Raw genomic sequence first — 16,399 nt, 5'->3', positions numbered from 1 at the left:
CTTCGGACCGCCGTTAGCAGGGTGCGGAAAAACGAACATATTCCGGCCTTTTTCCTCCGCTGAGGCTGAGAATGCGGGTTTCAGCGGGCGATTTGGTCGGGACGGAGCGTTTTTCCTCGCTCCGAGGCTCCCAGAACCGCCGTTCAGGCGGATTGCGGGCGTGATTATGCCGCAGCCAGCAGCTTGGGCAGGCGGATCAGGTTGTAAGCGGTGGCGGTTAGGGTGAACATCCAACCGACACGGGCTGCTCCGCAATGGCGCGTCTTGCGCAAGCCGGCTCCCTTGATCCAGCCAAAGACCTCTTCGATCCGCTTGCGGACCCGCAGGCTGACGGCGTAGCCGGGATGGCGGGTGGTCCGGCCGTCGATCGCCGAGCGGCGGTTGCTGGTATTTCGGGCAACATGCGGAGCCACGCCCAAGTCGCGCATGTCCGCCACGAAATCCTTGGTGTCGTAGGCCTTGTCAGCGCCGACCGTGATGCGGTGGCGGCCGGGGATGGCCTCGATCATGGCCACCGCCGCCGCACGTTCGGCCAGGCCGCTGGCCGCGGTGAGCCGCACGTCCACCACCAGGGCGTGGCGGTTCTCCATCAGCGCGTGGCCCATGAAGGCCAGCTTCGCCGGCTGGCCGTTGCCCTTGCGGTAGAGCCGCGCCTCGGGATCGCTGGTCGAGGCATGCGTCTCGTTGGACCGCTTCTCGCCATGGAAGTCGCGCTCGCCGTTGCGCCCCGGCCCCGGCGGCTCGCCGCTGCCGTCTTTGGGCCGGAAGCTCTTCACCGACGCCCAGGCTTCGATCAGCGTGCCGTCCACCGAGAAATGCTCGTCCGACAGCAGCGCCTTGACCTTCGGCTGACCCAGCACGGTCGCCAGGAACTTGGCCGCCACATCGCCGGCCAGAAGACGCTCGCGGTTCTTGGTGAACACGGTGACGTCCCACACCGGGGCGTCCATGGACAGGCCGACGAACCAGCGGAACAGCAGGTTGTAATCGAGCTGCTCCATCAACTGGCGTTCCGAGCGCACCGAGTAGAAGGCCTGGAGCAGCAGCGCCCGCAGCAGCTTCTCCGGCGGGATCGAGGGGCGCCCGATCTTGGAGTACAGCCCCTCGAACGCCGGCGACATCACCTCCAGCGCCTCGTCCACGATGGCCCGGATCGCTCGCAGCGGGTGGTTGGCTGGAACCCGCGCCTCGCAGCTCACGTAGCTGAACAGACCCTCGCTGCGTTCGTCCGAACCCCGCATCGTCCCCTCGTCGGTCGCGTTCTTCTCAACCGAAAAGAATCACGACCAACCGCCCGTGCACAGCCCTTTTTCCGCACCCTGTTAGTGCTGGCTGGCTCACATCGGCTTCCCCTGGAGCGGATCGGCGACGGCCTGTGGGTGGCCGAAGCGGTGGAACAGGATGGCCCTACCCGACGAAGAAGTAGTCGGTTCCCTCAGCCATGCCGCTCGTTGCGTTGACCGTTACGCTGCCGGTGGCCCAGGTAAAGACGGTGTTGCTGCCGCTCATGGTGACGGCGACGTCGGCGGCGGTCAAATTCTTGAAGACCAAGCTATCGCCGGTCTCGAACCCAGTCACCGTGTCCTTGCCGTCGCCTGGCCAGAACCCAAACACGTCCACCCCGGCCCCGCCGTTGAGCAGGTCGTTACCCTTCTCGCCGACGATGAGGTCGTCGTCGTCACCACCGTTCAGCGTGTCGGCGCCGAGCCCGCCCCAGAGCTGGTCCGCCCCCCCGTCGCCCCAGACCTGGTCGTTCCCGGAGTCCGCGTAGATGATGTCGGCTCCCGGGCCGCCATGGATCGTGTCCTGCCCCTGGCCACCGCGGATCAGGTCGTATCCCGTGCCGCCCTGGATCACGTCGTTGCCGTCACCGCCCGATACGAAGTCGTCCCCGCCCTTGCCGTCAACCGTGTCGTTGCCGCCGCCCGCCAGGATGCCGTCGGCGTTGCCGGTGCCGGTCAGGCTGGGGTCGTTCCCCGCCGTGCCGTTGATCATGTTCGACCCCGGAGGCGCCTTGGCGGGCGGGTTCGGGTCGGGCACGAAGGGAGCGTTGGCAGAAGGGTCTTTCGGCGTCGCGATCGTCTGGTCGGCGAAGGACAGGAACTCGACCCCGGACAGAACGTCCACGTTCCCGGCGTCGGATTTGTAACTCACGGTCGTCTCGGTGCCAGTGGTCTTGATCTCATACGCGGACAGATTGTCCGAAAACACCGCGTAGTCCGTGCCGAAGCCGCCGTTCAGGACGTCCTTGCCGGGATCGCCCTGCAGGCGGTCGTTGCCGTCGCCGCCGCTGAGGGTGTCGGCACCGATGCCACCCTTGAGGAAATTGTCCTTGGCGTCGCCGGTGAGCGCATCGTCGCCGAGCCCGCCCCAGATGTCCTCGATGTTGACCAGGATGTCCTCGTCGACACCGCCCACTTTCGCCGTGACGAACCCGGCCGTCATCGGCCCCGACAGGTTGACGGTTACAGCCGCCTCCTCGCCCTCATAAGAGGCGACGTCCTTGCCGGCCCCGCCGTCCAGCAGGTCCTTGCCCTTGCCGCCCACCAGGGTGTCCTCGTTGGCGCCGCCGAACAGCCAGTCGTCGCCCTCTTCGCCCTTCAGGAGGTCGAACCCGGTGCCGCCCGCCAGCACGTCGCGGCCGAGCCCCCGAAGAGACCGTCGTTGCCGCCATAACCGAACAGCAGGTTGTTGTTGGCGTTGCCGGTGAGGCCGTTGTCGTTCCCGTCGCCCTCGGTGACCGATTGCAGGCTCGGCATGGCGTAGGTGAGGCTGGTGTGGATGGGCAGGTGGTTGGGCGTGTGGACGATGTAGAACTCGCCGCCCTGCGCCTGTCCCTGGTTCACCGAATAGGGAAACTGGTGGATGCCCAGGTTCTGGAACTGTGCCGTTTCGCCCGCGCCGAGCGTTCCATTGGCGTACAACTCGTCCGCGCCGGTCAGCCCGTGCGGGCCGCCAGGGACGACGCCTTTGGTGCTGTTGCCGCCGCCGATGACGGTGAAGGGGCCGAGCGTCGGGGTGGTCCAGTTCGGCGTCGCGGGTTCTTTTTCATGGAAGTGGGCGAACGGCGGATGGACGCCGTCGGCGGCGACGTGGTTGCTGGAGACCAGGCTGGTCTGCATGCCGGTCCATTCCTTGCCCGTCCCATTGATCACGGTGGGGTTGGCATAGACGTACAGGTGCTGCGCGTTGGTGGCGAGTTGGGAGACTTTCACCGCGACGGGGGCCATATCGTCGAATGTCGCTGTGTAGGCGACCTGTTCCTTGTTGTCCTTCTGGACGTTCATCAGCATCAGGCCGCTCACGTCCGGCGATTTGTCGACGAACTGCCAGGCGCCGCCCTGGAGGTTGGCTGTTTCGGTGGTCTGCGGCGTTGCTCCGTGCGACATGGTGTCTCCTCCGGGTGGATTGTCTCGACCAAGGGGCGCCGCGGCAGGCACGAGCCCGTCACCATGGAGTGCTCCGGTTGGCCGGGGACTCGCGAGCATGTCTGCAAAGATGTGGGCGTCGATGTGAAGCGCGCCATTGCATCGCCAAAATTCCGCCGTGGCGCGCGGGTCCTGCCGGCCACGGTGACAACGATCCGGGAAGGGATGCGGCGCCCGTCCCGCAGGCGCCCGTCACGTGCGTCTCGACATGCTCAGGAGAATGACGGGCTGAGATACGGTGTCCCTGGTCGGAACAACACCGCCTTTGCGAAGATGGCCACTTGCGAAGGTTCTGGGCGGCGGCTGCGAGGTGAAACTCGTCGCGGGTCCCGTTCGGTCCCCTCAGTCGCAGCCGGTCGAGCCACAAGATGTGTTTGCGGAGAGCACCGGCCCGCACACTGGAACGTCGACGCCGTCAGTTTCCCGCAAGGGCGCATTTTCCAGCAATCGGCGCCCCGGATCACCGGCATCGGCATGTGCGAGGAATCGAGCATGGGTGGCTCGGTAATTGGCCGCTCTCATGGAAGCGCCTGTCGTGCAGCATCACTGAGGCCCTCGGTAGGGGAACTCCCTTAGGTACACACCGGATGGCCGACCGGCGATGCGGCACGATACTTCGTGGCGTGGATACGGGAGAGCGGGTTCTGCAGCGACCTCGTCCAGCGACGTCAATCTCGGCGTTCCTCGACCCCCCTGCCGCGCCGTCGAGGGTGACGACCGCCTCCGAAGCATGATCTGCACACCGCCGCCGAAGGCCTTCCACCGGCGGATAACTCGACCGCGGACCTCCGGCTCACCGTTCCATGGCAGGCCGGAGGATCTCAGTCGCCAAGCACGTTCGGGAGCATTCAATGGGTGTTTGCGTGAAGCGGGAATGGCTGCGTGATTCGTCGGGTGCCTCTGTCGAGGTGAAGCCCTCCTCCGAGTTCCAGCACCGGCAGGCTGAACCGCAACGAGATTGCGGATCAGCTGAAGAAACGAGACGCATCGCGCGGCGACAAACACTAGGAGCCGATAGCATGCCGTTCGCCTTATACAGCCCGGCCTTTCCGAACGGGCAGACGATCCCGTCCAGGTACACGGCGGAGGGCGACAACATCTCGCCGCCGCTGGAATGGAGGGATACCCCCGCCGGCACCCGCAGCTATGCCCTGATCGTCGACGACCCCGATGCGCCACGCGGCGTTTTCCATCATTGGGCCGTCTACAACGTAGCCGGTGAGCGCGACCGCCTGCCCGAGGGCGTCACCGCGGGCGCCAAGACCGAAAGCCTGGGGCATGGGATCAACGATTATGGCCACGCGCATTACGACGGCCCCAATCCCCCCCGCGGGCACGCCGCGCACCATTACCGCTTCCGCCTGATGGCGTTGGACGTGGACGCGCTCGGCCTCGGGCCCAACGCGACGGTCGACGAGGTGCTCAAGGAGGCCGGAAAACACCTGCTGGGCGAAGCCGAACTCGTCTGCACCTACGCTCACTAGCGCTTCGGCCCGCCAAAGCCGCAGGGAACGCGACAGGCGATAAGGAGGACGAGAATGGACAGACCAGCCGCGATCAACCGGACAGTGCAGGAAGCCGACATCTGGCTCAACGAACTCCGCGAGGACATGCAGGCCGCGAGCAAGGACACCGCCTATGCGTCCCTGCGGGCCGTTCTCCACGAACTGCGCGACCGGCTGACGGTCGATGAGGCGGCACAGCTCGCGGCACAGCTGCCGATGCTCGTCTGCGGCCTGTATTTCAACAGCTGGAAACCGGCGGCCAACCCCACGCGGGTGCGGACCGTCCAGGAATTCCTGGACGGCGTGCGCGACCGGGCTCCCGGCCACGAGGAGATCGATCCCGACCTGGCGACGCGGTGCGTCTTCGCGCTGCTCGCCCGCCATGTTTCGCCGGGCGAAATCGACGATGTCATCCGGCAGCTTCCCATGGAACTGCGCGTCCTGTGGACCCCTCCGCGCGCGGAGCGCAGCGCCATTGTGGAAGCCGCGGTGACGCTGTTGGAAATCGACCGTGGGACGGTCCTCGACGAGGATGCCGACCGGTCCTCGCCGACGCCGCCGACGAAGGTGTCGCGCTGATGGGTTGCGAGGGAGCCATGAACAGGACGTTGAAAGTCGACCTCAACCGCGCGAGCAAGGAGCAGTTGCTGTCGATCCCGGGCATCGGCGAAGAGCAGGCCGCCGCCATCATCGACTACCGCAAGACGCACGGCCGCTTTCGCCGCGTCGAAGAGATCGCCGTCGAAGAGATCGCCCTCGCCACGACACTGCCGGGCGTCACCATTGGCGACCTGCTCGACCGGGTCGAGGTGTGAGACGCAGGCGGATCTTGAACAGATTTTGAGAGGAGACAACCATGACCGAAGACGACGACCATCTCCGTCGCAAGGCCGTCAGCGGCAGCAAGAGCCGGCCGAACGACCGGGACGGCGGGGATCACATCCGCCAGGCGCAGGAATGGAACGGCGGGTCGAAGGGCCGCAAGGGGCCGATCACGCCCGCGGACAAGCGGAACCCGAACACCAGCGTCAAGAGCTGATCGTCACGCCACTCAACTGGACAGCTTTGAGGAACAACGGCTGACGCGGGTTGTCGAAGCGGATTTCCCCGCCTGCTGCAGCAGGGCGAACAGCGTGGCGCGGGTCCATCCACCTGCTGATGGACAGCACCGGACTGGAGCTGTGCGGGCCGGGAGAATGGCTGATCGAGAAACCCGCGGGTGGATGCGGTGGTCAGCGCCACGGCCGAGACGGTGCCGACCCAGCGTGACCATCACATCCAGACGATCACGGAGAAAGGACGCAGCTTGGTGGCGGACCAGCGGTTACAACAAGCGGGCTGGTGTTGCGAGCCAAATGGCGCGCTGAAAGGGTATCCGCAATGACGCGCTGCGTTTCCATTCCGACGCGGCGCAAGCTACCGAAGTCGCCGTTGGCTTTGCGGTGCTCAACCGCATGCTCGATCCTGGACGCCCGAACTCCGTCCGCGTCGCCTGATCAGCGGTAAGGCTGGGGTCTGGACTCATACTCAGTAGGCGACGGTTGCCACGATGTGGACGGCGGCCATGAAGTTGGTGGCGGAGCGGTCGTAACGGGTGGCGATGCGCCGGAAATCCTTGAGGCGTCCGAACATGCGCTCGATGACGTTGCGGTTCCGGTAGAGGTAGGGAGAGAAGCAGTTTTTCCAGCGTTTGTTGGCGCGTGGCGGGATGTTGGGCGCGGCTCCCGCCTCTTCGATCTTCCGGCGAACAGCGGCACTGTCGTATCCCTTGTCGCCGTGCAGGAGATCGGTGGCGGGCATCCGGTCGAGTAGGCGGTCGGGCGGTGCAGTCGGCCACCTGACCGCCGGTCAACAGGAAGGCGAGCGGCTGACCGCGCGGATCGCTCAGGGCGTGGATTTTGGTGGTTCGTCCGCCACGGGCCCGTCCAATGGCTTGGGCGCGCTCCCCCCTTTCCCGCCGCTCGCCGAACGAAGGGCGCGCACCCCCCTGGAGTCGATCATCACCTGGGCCGGTGGGCCACCCGCCCCGCCAAGGCATGGAAGATGTCCTCCCACACGCCCTTGGCCGCCCAGCGGACGAAGCGGTTGTAGAGCGCCTTGCGGTGGCCGTAGACCGGCGGTGCGTCCGCCCGACCTCAGCACATGGACGATCCCGCTGATCACACGTCGGTCATCCACGCGCGGCTTGCCTCGGGCATCGCGCGGAAGGTGCGGCTCAAGCCGTCCGACCTGCTCCACCGTCAACCAGAACTGACCGTCGTTCATCACAAAGCCCCGTTCCAGGGCTCTGAATCACAACGATTCCCTTCGGGAAAGGCTCTTTATGGGTCCGGACCCTAAAAACTCACATCGACATCAGGGAGGCTGTTTCAGCGCAACTGTTATGGCGGCAGCCGTACGCGGGAAAGCTGCATGCACGGAATGTGTGCGGGGGGCGTTCGGCAACAAGCGTCCCTGCTGCAATCAGCGCCCTCTCTATGGTTGAAAATTAAACTAAGTATAGTCAAATATAAATCCTGAGCTGTCGAAAATCATACATGGGTAATCATGGCGATATCCCTGGTTTTGATCTCGCGCGATACCTTTGTATCCTAAGTAATGATTTTTGTTTGCTCACGAATCAACGAATCATTGATTGGAGCGATTGACTTATGAGCGTTGCATTGACCCAACCCCAGAACGACCGGCTGGTTCACATCCTGGAGGGACTGAAGGCCGGGAACGTCCCGCCGGCGGGCGATCCGGTGCACACGGCGTTCCTGCAGGACAACGCCGAACGCAGCGGGCTGACCCCCGCGCGCTACCCGGGGCTGTTCAAGGCCATCGGGAGCGGAGGCGCGGCGACGAGCAGGGCGACCGAGAGCAGCGGCGTTACCGACGGCCAGTATGTCGAGTATATTTCGAGCAGCCAGGGCAACAAGGCGGTCACCGCCCGCGCCGTCCTGAGCCGGATCCGGCCGGTGGCCCAGGCCATCGTCTGGCTGAACGTCGTCAACGAGAACGGCGGCACCAAGACCTCGCTGGCCACCGGTGTCGCGGTCAGCTTCGCCACCCAGACGGTCTTCGTGGAGACCGACCCGGAAACCGCCCTGCCGCCGCTGCCGACGGGCACGACGACCGGCATCATCTCCTTCGCGATCACCTACCAGGACGGCACGGTCGAGGTGTCCTCGACCGCGGCTCCCTGGGCGTCCCAGGCGTCGCGCGACCCGGTCGTCGTCGATCCCGCCATCCGCAGCGACCGCAAGACCGGCGACCTGAACGACATCGTCATCGGTCTGGCGCGCGGCTACGATAACAACCAAGGTACAAGGAATAAAACCGACGTCGATTACTGGTATTGGCAAAATATGCACGATCTTGGCACGAATCCTTTGCTTGTTCCGTTGTCCGGGAGCATGAAGTTCGATTACAAGCTGGCTCCGCTCGACAGAAACCCCCCGTTCCTGGAGTTCTACCTGGCTCACAAGGAGGGTGGCATGTCCGAACTGACCGGCGGCGACTCTTCGCGCTACCTGCCGCACTTCCGGATCGACGATACCGACCCCGAAGGGCGGACGCTGAAGTTCCTGCTGAGGCCGCCCTACAACGATGCGGGCGACGCCATCGAATTCCCTTCCAAAAATTGGGTTGCGGACACGCAGTCTTTCTTCAGCGCCCGCGTCTCCGTGACCTTCGAGGACCATGAAACGCACGGATCGGGCTGGTCTAGCATCGTCAGCTCGCTGTCTCCGGACACCGATCCGAAGGACGGCGTCGCCTTCATCAAGCCCATCGTCTTTGTCTGGCACTGCCTGGTCGCCGGCACGCAGATCACGCTCGCCGACGGCACGACCAAGGCGGTGGAGGACTTCACGTCCGAGGACGTCGTCGTCAGCGGCGACGGAACCCGGCCGGTGCAGGCGACCCTGGCGCAGCCGCACAGCGGGCCGATCACCGTGCTGGAGTTCGCCGACGGCGCCACCCTCGCCGGATCGGCCACCCACCCGGTGGTGACGCCGTCCGGCACGGTCCATGCGGGGGCGCTGGCGGTCGGCGACACGGTGCTGACCCGCCACGGCACGACGACCGTAACCGCCACCCGCCAGGAGACCCAGACCAACGGCGGCCTGTTCAACCTGTGGCTCGATCCCGAGAAGGCCGGGCCGACGACCATGATCGCCAACGGCATCGTGGTCGGCGACTACCAGATCCAGGTCCAGCTTCTGCGGGACGCCGCCCAAGACGACCGCGCCGTCCGGGCCAAGCTGCCGGAAAGCCTGCACGTGGATTTCGACAGCTGGGTGGCCGACCGGGTGGCGTCGGCCTGATCCACGCTCACCGCATCCACGCTCACCGCGCGGCCCGGCGGCTCCAGAAGGGGGCGTCGGGCCAGCGGCCCCCGGCGGTGTAATGGCGGGTCCGCTCGGCCAGATAGCGGCGCAGCGTGTCCTCGGCGCGCCGGGCGTAGCCGATCGCCGCGGTGCGCGCCGCGGCGCCGTCGCCGGAGAACCAGCGCAGGATGGTGTCGGCGGCGGCCAGCGCGTCGTCGAGCGCCCCGGCAATGCCGGAGGAGGTCAGCGGGTCGAAGCCGATCAGCGCGTCGCCGACGGCGATCCAGCCGGCGCCGACCGCCCGGTCGACGTGCTGCGAGGCGGCCGAGAAGACCGCCGGGGCCGCTCCGGCGCCGGGGCCGTCTTCCGGCGGCGGAACCAGATCGCGCAGGCGCGAGGTGGCCGCCCAGGCGGAGCGGAAGGCGTCCGCGCCGGCCAGACCGGCGGCGCGGGCGATGTCGTCGTCGGTCATCAGCGTGACGATGGCGCGCCCGCCCGGCAGCACCGCCGCGTACCACCAGCCGATCTCCACCGCCTCCACGAAGGAGCGGCCGCGGAAGCCCCCGCCGGCAGGCCCGGCGGCCGGAGCGGCCTCGACCGCCAGGGCGATCAGGCGGTCGAGCCGCCGCCGCCGCGCGCCGAGCGCGGTCGCCAGCGGCGCCCGCCGGCCGCCGGCGTCCACCACCACGCGGGCGGTCACGCTGCGCCGCCCGTCCGCGTCGCGCAGCCCGACGGTCCAGCCGCCCTCCGGCCGGCGTTCGACCCCGGCGAGTGTGGCGGGGGCCAGGAGGCGGGCGCCGCGCTCCACCGCCGCGTCGCGCAGCCAACGGTCGAAGCGGGCGCGGTCGAGATGCCAGCCGTGCCCGCTGCCCCGCCGCAGGAAATCGTCGGCGGTCTCCCCGTCGCCGCTCCACAGGCTGAGATTGCCGTGGTAGGGGCGATGGCCGAGCCGCCCGAGATCGTCCGGCAGGCCGAGCCGGGCCAGCAGCGGTCCGACGTTGGGCGTCGCCGATTCGCCGACCCGCAGCGCCGCCCGCTCCGGCGAGCCGTGGGCGGCGCGGTCGACCAGGACCACGCGCGGCACGCCGGCCGCGCGCAGGGTGAGCGCGGTGGCGGAGCCCGCCGGCCCCGCCCCCACGATCAGGACGTCCGCCGCGTCCGTGCCCGGAAGCGCGCCCGGAAGCGGGTCGTGCAACGCCTCAGGGGACAACGCTTCAGGGGACATCGGCCACCAGCGGCCGCGCCGGCTCGCCGATTCCCGCGGTGTCGCCCTGCGAACCGGGCGTGCGGGGAAGCCGGCGCGCCACCTCGACGAAATAGGGATCGTCGGCGCTGCCGATGTTGAAGACGAAGCCGAGCTGGTCCCACAGCTTTACCATGTCCAGGTCGTCGGCGAACTGGATGTAGTCGTCGGCCTTCTGGTTGTACTCGGTGCCGATCCACGACACCTGCGGCCCCAGGGCCGGGCTGGGCTCGGCCAGGAGGGCCTTGGGATCGGGCGGCAGATAGACGAATTCCGGCCGCTGCGCCGGCCACCACCACAGAATCCGGCCCTCGATGGGCTGCGACGAGCATTCGTTGAAGTCGGCCTGCCAGGGGACGGCCATGTAGCGGCTGATGTCGCCCGGCTCCATGCCCGTCGCCGGATCGAAGCCGAGGCTGAGCGGGCCGGACACGTCCGGCCGCGCCTTGATGCGGAAGGGGCCGTCGTAGATGGCCGGGTTGCGGGAGATCCAGGTCATCTCGATGCCCGGCGAGAAGGCGCCGCCGACGCAGTTGGCCAGCACGCCGCGGGTGACCGGATCGCCGGCGGTCCCGGCCGGTTCGGCCCCCGGCTCGAACCAGCCGTCGGCCCATTGCTGGAGGAGGAAATACTGGGTGTCGGTCAGGCGCAGGTACTTCGAGGTCGCCGCGGTGACGGTGCCGGGTTTCGAGGCGCCCAGCGCGTCGTCGCCGGCCAGATAGGGCATGGCGGTGGCGCCGGTGCTGGCGTTCACCAGGACGTTGTCCGCGCCGGGCGGGCGGATGATGTCGAGGATGTAGGCGCGGAACCCGTTGAGCTTGGGATCCGGATCGCCGAGCCTGGCGAAATCGAAGCTGTGCGGCTTCGGCGGGATCGCCGCGACCCAGGGGTAGCGGGCGACGCGCTCGAAGATCGGCTTGATGTCGGTCTCGAAAAAGGGCTTGTAGCCGGTCGGCCCGCTCTTCCACATCCCGTCCGCGAACAGGTCGGGGCGGAGCCCCTGCTTGCGCACCACGACGTCGAAGATGGTGTCGTACAGCGTCACCAGATTGGGGATCTGCGGCGCGTAGGAGGGCGGTCCGACCATCACCCAGGCGCCGCCGACCTCCACGTCGGGGGGGCCGTCCTCATCGTCCAACAGGCTGATCTTCACCGACACCGGCCCGTCCGAGGTGTCGTCCCACCAGCCGTCGTTGTTGGCGTATTGCCCGATGTGGGGCGACGGCCTGTCCGATCCGGAATGCCCCAGCCCGCCCAGCACCAGAAGGCGGCCCTCTTCGTCGGTGCGCAGCTCGCCCAGCGTGTCGATGGGGTAGGGCTTCAGCCCCTCGGGCGGAAAGCTGCCGGCGTAGCCCGGCGGGATGGTGTCGCGCGAGAAGTGCTCGGCCGGGGCGTCGCTTCCCTCGATCGAGCGGGGCCCGGCGTCGATGATCAGGGCGCGCCGCTCCTCCGCGCTGGTCCGGTCGGCGTTGCGCAGCGGGTGGTTCGGCGCGTAGCCGTCCTCGCCCTTCGAGGTCTGGAACTCGTACCAGCTCGCCTTCTTGTTGGCGAGGTGGACGTACCAGCGGATCGAGGCCACGCCCTTGCTTTTCAACGTGACCTCCTCGGGCGGTCCGCCGTCGACGCTGCGCATCAAGCGGAAGCGCGCCGCCTGCCGGCACAGCCGGCCTTCGTCGTCGCGGAAATCCTGCTCCCCGACGGTTCGGCCGTCGGGCAGGGTGGGCAGGCCGCCCTCCGTCTCGGGGCCGATGTAGAAGGCCGTCGGCGCGTTGCCGACGCGCGCGATGCCGATGGCGGGGACGATGGAATAGACGGTGTTGGACATGGTTTTCCCCTCGCTGTCCCGATCTGGCCGGGCTGGGTGGTGCCGTTTGGGCGGTGCCGGGTTACAGCCCGAGTCCGGTGGCGTCGGAGCGGCTCTTCAGCGTTCGGACGCCGTCGATCACCCCGTGCAGCGCCTCCCGGTGCTTGGGGGCCGGGCCCGGCGGGGCGGGCGGCGCCACCGGGGCGACGAGCAGCTCGGGCAGCCCCTGGCCGGCCAGCAGTTTGTCGAGGGCCTGCAGCGCCGCGAGGAAGCCGTCGAAGCTGGCGCCCTCGACATACTCGAAGGTCGGGGCGGCGTTGGGCCCGACCGTTGGGTCGCCGTCGGGGAAGACGGGAAGCTGCATCACCAGATTGGCCAGGGTCGGCAGCTGGTTGTGCATCAGCGGCAGGGCCAGCGTGAAATAGGAGTCCGCCGCGCCGCCCGCCTTGGTGAAGGAGGCCTCCAGGCTCTGCAGCATCACGCTGTAGCCGATGTTGAACGCCTTGACCGCCTGGACGGCCGTGGCGTTGGTGAAGTCCGACACCCGCGGGTTGGAGACGATGGGAAGCGTGTCGGGGAAATCCGGCGCGTCGGCCACGCGCAGGAACTTGTAATAGTGCGACAGCTCGTAGGGCGTGCCGAGGATCGGCCCGTAGGTGCCATCGGTGCGGGCGCCGTAATGCTCGTAGGCGCCGTAGGGCTGCTGGGGGACCAGCGGGTGGGTCGGGTTCACCGCGCCCTCGCCCTGCTGGACGATCTGCTGGATGCCGAACTGGGCGCTGTCCAGGTCGGTCACCTTCACGGCCTTGCCGCCGAACTTGCCGAGGTAGATGTCGGTGCGCTGCTCGGCCGCCGGATTCTCGACGAAGACCTTGTCCGCGCCGTACTGGTCGACGCAGTGCCCGATGCCGTCCCACAGGGCCTTGTAGAGCTGGCCGATGGTCTGGTAGTCGCTGCCCTGCGGCGGCGCGGTGAAGGGGGCGGGGGTCTCGATCGCCATGAAGACGTTGCGGAACACCGCCTGCGAGGCGCGGTACAGCCCGACATAGGGCGTGGCGGTGGTGCTGGCCGAGGGCAGATAGGCCGGGTAGACGGGCACCACGCTCCCGGTCAGCTTGGGTTGCCCGCCGATGCCGACCAGGATGTTGGCCGCCTGGTTGAGGTGGAACATCTCCTCCACCACGACGCTGCGCAGGGCCTGGTAGGCGGCCGAGCCCTTGTCGGTGATCGAGTAGAGCGCCGTCAGATAGGCGGGCACCGTGGTGAATTCGACCTGGATCGCCAGCTGCGCGGCGGCGCGCAGATCCGCGAGGGTCGAAATCGGCGTGTAGGCGACCGACAGTGGGGCCGCCGCCTTCCCCTGCGCCCGCTCCAGAAGACGTTGCTCAGTCATGGTCCGCGTCCCTCCCGCTCGGTGATGCCGCTCGCGCGCCGCTGTTCCGGCGCGCGTTGATGCGTCGCGTGCGCCAACTATCGGGAAGAAATTTCAAAGAATCAACGAGTCAATGTCCCGTAAAGAATGCACATACAATGATATGATTTTTGAAAACTCATGCAGTTCCCCGAATTTTATTTGAACGAGTACGAATAATTTTGGGATTTTTGGCATTGTAGATCACAAAAAATTAGATCTCTAAGTATATTGTCATGAATTATTTGGTTTGATTTTCAGGGCTGCTCCGACAGTATCGGGCGATACGCAAAAATCGGGAGTTCATGCGCATGGCAAGCGTTCGCGTCGCGGCATGGCCAATCGTGATGATGGGCCTTTCCGCGTTCCTCACCTCCAAGGCGGGTGCCCAGCAGGCCAACATCACCGAAAGCGTGACGATCCAGCAGCAGGAGGTGATGAAGGGTGGCGTGCCTCTGCGGCGGATCCTGGAATCCGGCGCGCATTTCTTCAGCTATCCCTACTTCCCGCAGGACGGCTGGGGCGAGGGCGCGGACGGTCCGCGCGCGTGGCAGCGCAAGGCGCTCTACCCGAACTCCCCGTTCAGCCCCTACGCGACGGCGGATGGGACCGTGCCGCCGCCGATCCCCTTCCTGCGCCTGAACGGCATCGACAGCCAGAGCTGCTACGAGTGCCACACCTCGATCGGCGCCACCGTCCAGCCCGACCTCGCCGGCGCCAACCCGCCCGGACCGGCGACCCGCACCCAGCCGGCGATCGGCGGCGCCGCCGGCATCGCCAACAACGCCTTCATCAACAGCCAGTTCCCCAACCCCCTGACCCAGCTGGTCCGCAACCCGCCGCACGTGTTCGGGACCGGCTACACCCAGGCGCTGGCCAACGAGATCACCGGGCAGCTGCTCGGGCAGCAGGCCCTTCTCGCCGACCACGCCCGCTACACGCCCGACAAGCCGGTGACCCTGCCGCTGGCGGCCAAAAACCTGTCCTTCGGCTGGCTCGGCGCCACCTACGACAGCAAGGCGCAGCGGATCGTCTATGATTACAGCCGGCTGACCGGGGTCTCCCCGGATCTGGTCGTGCGCCCGTTCCAGTGGAAGGGCATCGCCTCGTCGGTCCGCCACTTCGCGGCCTCCGCGACCCAGTTCCATTTCAGCATGGAAGGGGTCGAGATCGTCGGGGAGAACAACGACAACGACGCCGACGGGGTGATCAACGAGCTGAGCTACGGCAACGTCGGGGCGCTGACGAGCTTCGTCGCGATGACCCGGCCGCCGGTGGTCGAGACGCCGGCCGATCCGGCCGCCAAGGCCAGGGTGGCCCGCGGCGCGGCGCTGTTCGCCGGCACGGCAACCGACGCCGGGCTTCCGGCCGGCAGCGCCATGTGCGCGTCCTGCCATCTTCCGGTGCAGACGCTCGACCGGCCGGTGGTGACGATCGAGTGGGGCACCGTGCTGGGGCATCCCGATCAGGCCGGCTCCGACGCCGGGATCGCGCTGCCCTCGCGCATCCAGGGGCGCACCGAGGAAACGCGCAGGCGGACCGTCGCCTCCCCGACTCTGGTCAACGCCCTGCCCAGCACCGACCATCTGCCGGTGGTGCGCGAGGCGCGGGCGCGGCTGGCCAAGGCGTCGGCGGATGCCGGCGCGGCCGTCCGCCAGGGCGCGCCGGACGCGGCGGTCGCCGCCCTCTACGCCAAGGCGGTCGCCGATGCCGACACGGTCGCGGTCGGCGGTCTGGAGATCAACCTGAACACGCTGGCGAGCCGGGCGGACCCGTCGATGCCGTGGCGCAATCCGGACGGCGGGAAGGCCGAGGATCCGGCAGGGCCGCTGCCGGCCTACGCCCGCGCCCGGCTGCCCTTCGACACGCCGGAAGGCCCCCTGGCGGTGCCGCTGCTGAGCGACCTGCGCCTGCACGACATGGGCCCCTGCCTCGCCGACATCGCGCCACAGGGCACCGACGTGGCGGACATCGCCGTTCCCCCGCAGCTATTCCTGACCCGGCCCCTGTGGGGCGTTGCCGACAGCTGGCCTTACCTGCATGACGGGCGCGCGCTGGATCTGGTCCAGGCGATCCGCTTCCATGGCGGTACCCGCCCGGCCGGCATCGCAGCCGAGTTCCCCTACCAATGCGCCGGCAGCGAAGCGGACCCGGTGATCAACGCCTTCTACGCCTTGAACACTGACGACCAACAGGCGCTGATCGCTTATCTGGCGAGTTTGCGTCTGCCGCCCCTGCCTGGAGCGGTGGTGCCGTTCTGACCGACTAGCGCGCTTCGGCTCCGGCGGGCGGAATGGTGTCGACGAGTTCGAGGATGCGCCGGTCATTGAAACAGTCGACCCATTCCAAGGTGGCGAACTCGACGGCCTCCAGGCTACGCCATGGTCCGCGGCGCCGGATCGCCGGTGGCCTGCGCCGTCGAAGCTTGCGGACAGGGCGCGGCGGAAGGAGGGCGGGACGTCCGGCGGGAGCACGGCGCGCAGCATGGCGGTCATGGTGGTGACCGGATCAGGCATCCTCAAACTCCTCCGGGTCGCCGATCACCACCGAGATGCCGGCGCGCACCCGGCGGCAGACGCCGCCCTCTCGCGGGGCCAGCAAAACGGTGAGATCGAGGAACTCACCGGAAAGGTCGGCCTCGGCCATGGCCTTGACCAGCGCCAGGGCCCTAAAGCGAACTTCCGTTCGCTTTAGA

Annotated in this window: 13 protein-coding genes and 2 pseudogenes; 6 read left to right on the top strand and 9 right to left on the bottom strand. The window is 67.6% G+C overall.

All coding sequences use genetic code 11. From position 1 onward, the window contains the following. Window positions 1-164 precede the first annotated feature (164 nt). The 3 genes from D3869_RS29760 to D3869_RS33345 form a co-directional block, all read right to left on the bottom strand. Window positions 165-1,241, bottom strand: coding sequence for an IS5 family transposase (locus tag D3869_RS29760; protein WP_137141134.1), 1,077 nt, complete (start codon window positions 1,239-1,241; stop codon window positions 165-167). A gap of 166 nt (window positions 1,242-1,407) precedes the next feature. Continuing rightward, entirely contained in the window at window positions 1,408-2,634 is a 1,227-nt protein-coding gene (locus D3869_RS29755; RefSeq protein ID WP_175426673.1) for a calcium-binding protein, read from the bottom strand. After that, window positions 2,601-3,389, bottom strand: a complete 789-nt coding sequence (locus tag D3869_RS33345; RefSeq protein WP_175426672.1) for a hypothetical protein — start codon at window positions 3,387-3,389, stop codon at window positions 2,601-2,603. The genes D3869_RS29755 and D3869_RS33345 overlap by 34 nt, the downstream gene beginning before the upstream one ends. Before the next feature lie 1,058 nt (window positions 3,390-4,447). On the opposite strand from D3869_RS33345, the gene D3869_RS29745 reads away from it, so the two are divergent. Genes D3869_RS29745 through D3869_RS29730 form a run of 4 tightly spaced genes read left to right on the top strand, consistent with a single transcriptional unit; the run spans window position 4,448 to window position 5,972 of the window. Then, entirely contained in the window at window positions 4,448-4,912 is a 465-nt protein-coding gene (locus D3869_RS29745) for a YbhB/YbcL family Raf kinase inhibitor-like protein (RefSeq protein ID WP_137143255.1), read from the top strand. A gap of 54 nt (window positions 4,913-4,966) precedes the next feature. Continuing rightward, the gene (locus D3869_RS29740) at window positions 4,967-5,512 is read left to right on the top strand and encodes a DUF2267 domain-containing protein (RefSeq protein ID WP_137143254.1); all 546 of its coding nucleotides are present in this window, start codon (window positions 4,967-4,969) and stop codon (window positions 5,510-5,512) included. 17 nt (window positions 5,513-5,529) lie between these two features. Next, entirely contained in the window at window positions 5,530-5,748 is a 219-nt protein-coding gene (locus D3869_RS29735) for a ComEA family DNA-binding protein (RefSeq protein ID WP_247896104.1), read from the top strand. A gap of 41 nt (window positions 5,749-5,789) precedes the next feature. Then, window positions 5,790-5,972: a hypothetical protein gene (locus D3869_RS29730; protein WP_137143252.1), complete on the top strand. Its 183-nt coding sequence runs from the start codon at window positions 5,790-5,792 to the stop codon at window positions 5,970-5,972. Window positions 5,973-6,460: 488 nt separating this feature from the next. On the opposite strand, the pseudogene D3869_RS29725 reads toward D3869_RS29730, so the two are convergent. Further along, window positions 6,461-7,198, bottom strand: a pseudogene (locus D3869_RS29725) (IS5 family transposase). Window positions 7,199-7,584: 386 nt separating this feature from the next. Between D3869_RS29725 and D3869_RS29720 the strand changes: the two are divergent. After that, entirely contained in the window at window positions 7,585-9,243 is a 1,659-nt protein-coding gene (locus D3869_RS29720; RefSeq protein WP_137143251.1) for a Hint domain-containing protein, read from the top strand. A 22-nt stretch (window positions 9,244-9,265) separates the two neighbouring features. On the opposite strand, the gene D3869_RS29715 is transcribed toward D3869_RS29720, so the two are convergent. From D3869_RS29715 to D3869_RS29705, 3 genes are all read right to left on the bottom strand, one after another. Next, complete coding sequence (locus D3869_RS29715) at window positions 9,266-10,441, bottom strand: tryptophan 7-halogenase (protein ID WP_175426671.1); 1,176 nt, start codon at window positions 10,439-10,441, stop codon at window positions 9,266-9,268. 19 nt (window positions 10,442-10,460) lie between these two features. After that, the gene (locus tag D3869_RS29710) at window positions 10,461-12,314 is read right to left on the bottom strand and encodes a LodA/GoxA family CTQ-dependent oxidase (protein WP_137143249.1); all 1,854 of its coding nucleotides are present in this window, start codon (window positions 12,312-12,314) and stop codon (window positions 10,461-10,463) included. A 61-nt stretch (window positions 12,315-12,375) separates the two neighbouring features. Next, window positions 12,376-13,686, bottom strand: a complete 1,311-nt coding sequence (locus D3869_RS29705; RefSeq protein ID WP_137143248.1) for a ferritin-like domain-containing protein — start codon at window positions 13,684-13,686, stop codon at window positions 12,376-12,378. Window positions 13,687-14,015: 329 nt separating this feature from the next. Between D3869_RS29705 and D3869_RS29700 the strand changes: the two genes are divergently transcribed. Continuing rightward, window positions 14,016-15,965 carry a di-heme oxidoredictase family protein gene (locus tag D3869_RS29700; protein WP_175426670.1) on the top strand — a complete coding sequence of 650 codons (1,950 nt, stop codon included), beginning with the start codon at window positions 14,016-14,018 and terminating at the stop codon, window positions 15,963-15,965. A 4-nt stretch (window positions 15,966-15,969) separates the two neighbouring features. Here D3869_RS29700 and D3869_RS34250 read toward each other — a convergent pair. Both D3869_RS34250 and D3869_RS33340 read right to left on the bottom strand, forming a co-directional pair. Then, window positions 15,970-16,104: pseudogene (locus tag D3869_RS34250) on the bottom strand (IS3 family transposase); the annotation flags it as partial. Between the two features lie 108 nt (window positions 16,105-16,212). Further along, complete coding sequence (locus D3869_RS33340) at window positions 16,213-16,350, bottom strand: hypothetical protein (protein WP_175426669.1); 138 nt, start codon at window positions 16,348-16,350, stop codon at window positions 16,213-16,215. Between the last annotated feature and the right edge of the window lie 49 nt (window positions 16,351-16,399).

The sequence above is a fragment of the Azospirillum brasilense genome, from assembly GCF_005222205.1.
In the GTDB taxonomy this organism is placed as follows: domain Bacteria; phylum Pseudomonadota; class Alphaproteobacteria; order Azospirillales; family Azospirillaceae; genus Azospirillum; species Azospirillum brasilense_G.
Note: the sequence above shows the minus strand (reverse complement) of the source record. Positions and strands in the feature narration are given on the sequence as shown.

Excerpts from the sequence above, each read along its gene's own strand:
- D3869_RS29760 (WP_137141134.1), bottom strand. The coding sequence starts at position 1,241 with ATGCGGGGTTCGGACGAACGCAGCGAGGGTCTGTTCAGCTACGTGAGC.
- D3869_RS33345 (WP_175426672.1), bottom strand. The coding sequence starts at position 3,389 with ATGTCGCACGGAGCAACGCCGCAGACCACCGAAACAGCCAACCTCCAG.
- D3869_RS29745 (WP_137143255.1), top strand. The coding sequence starts at position 4,448 with ATGCCGTTCGCCTTATACAGCCCGGCCTTTCCGAACGGGCAGACGATC.
- D3869_RS29740 (WP_137143254.1), top strand. The coding sequence starts at position 4,967 with ATGGACAGACCAGCCGCGATCAACCGGACAGTGCAGGAAGCCGACATC.
- D3869_RS29735 (WP_247896104.1), top strand. The coding sequence starts at position 5,530 with ATGAACAGGACGTTGAAAGTCGACCTCAACCGCGCGAGCAAGGAGCAG.
- D3869_RS29730 (WP_137143252.1), top strand. The coding sequence starts at position 5,790 with ATGACCGAAGACGACGACCATCTCCGTCGCAAGGCCGTCAGCGGCAGC.
- D3869_RS29720 (WP_137143251.1), top strand. The coding sequence starts at position 7,585 with ATGAGCGTTGCATTGACCCAACCCCAGAACGACCGGCTGGTTCACATC.
- D3869_RS29710 (WP_137143249.1), bottom strand. The coding sequence starts at position 12,314 with ATGTCCAACACCGTCTATTCCATCGTCCCCGCCATCGGCATCGCGCGC.
- D3869_RS29705 (WP_137143248.1), bottom strand. The coding sequence starts at position 13,686 with ATGACTGAGCAACGTCTTCTGGAGCGGGCGCAGGGGAAGGCGGCGGCC.
- D3869_RS29700 (WP_175426670.1), top strand. The coding sequence starts at position 14,016 with ATGGCAAGCGTTCGCGTCGCGGCATGGCCAATCGTGATGATGGGCCTT.
- D3869_RS33340 (WP_175426669.1), bottom strand. The coding sequence starts at position 16,350 with ATGGCCGAGGCCGACCTTTCCGGTGAGTTCCTCGATCTCACCGTTTTG.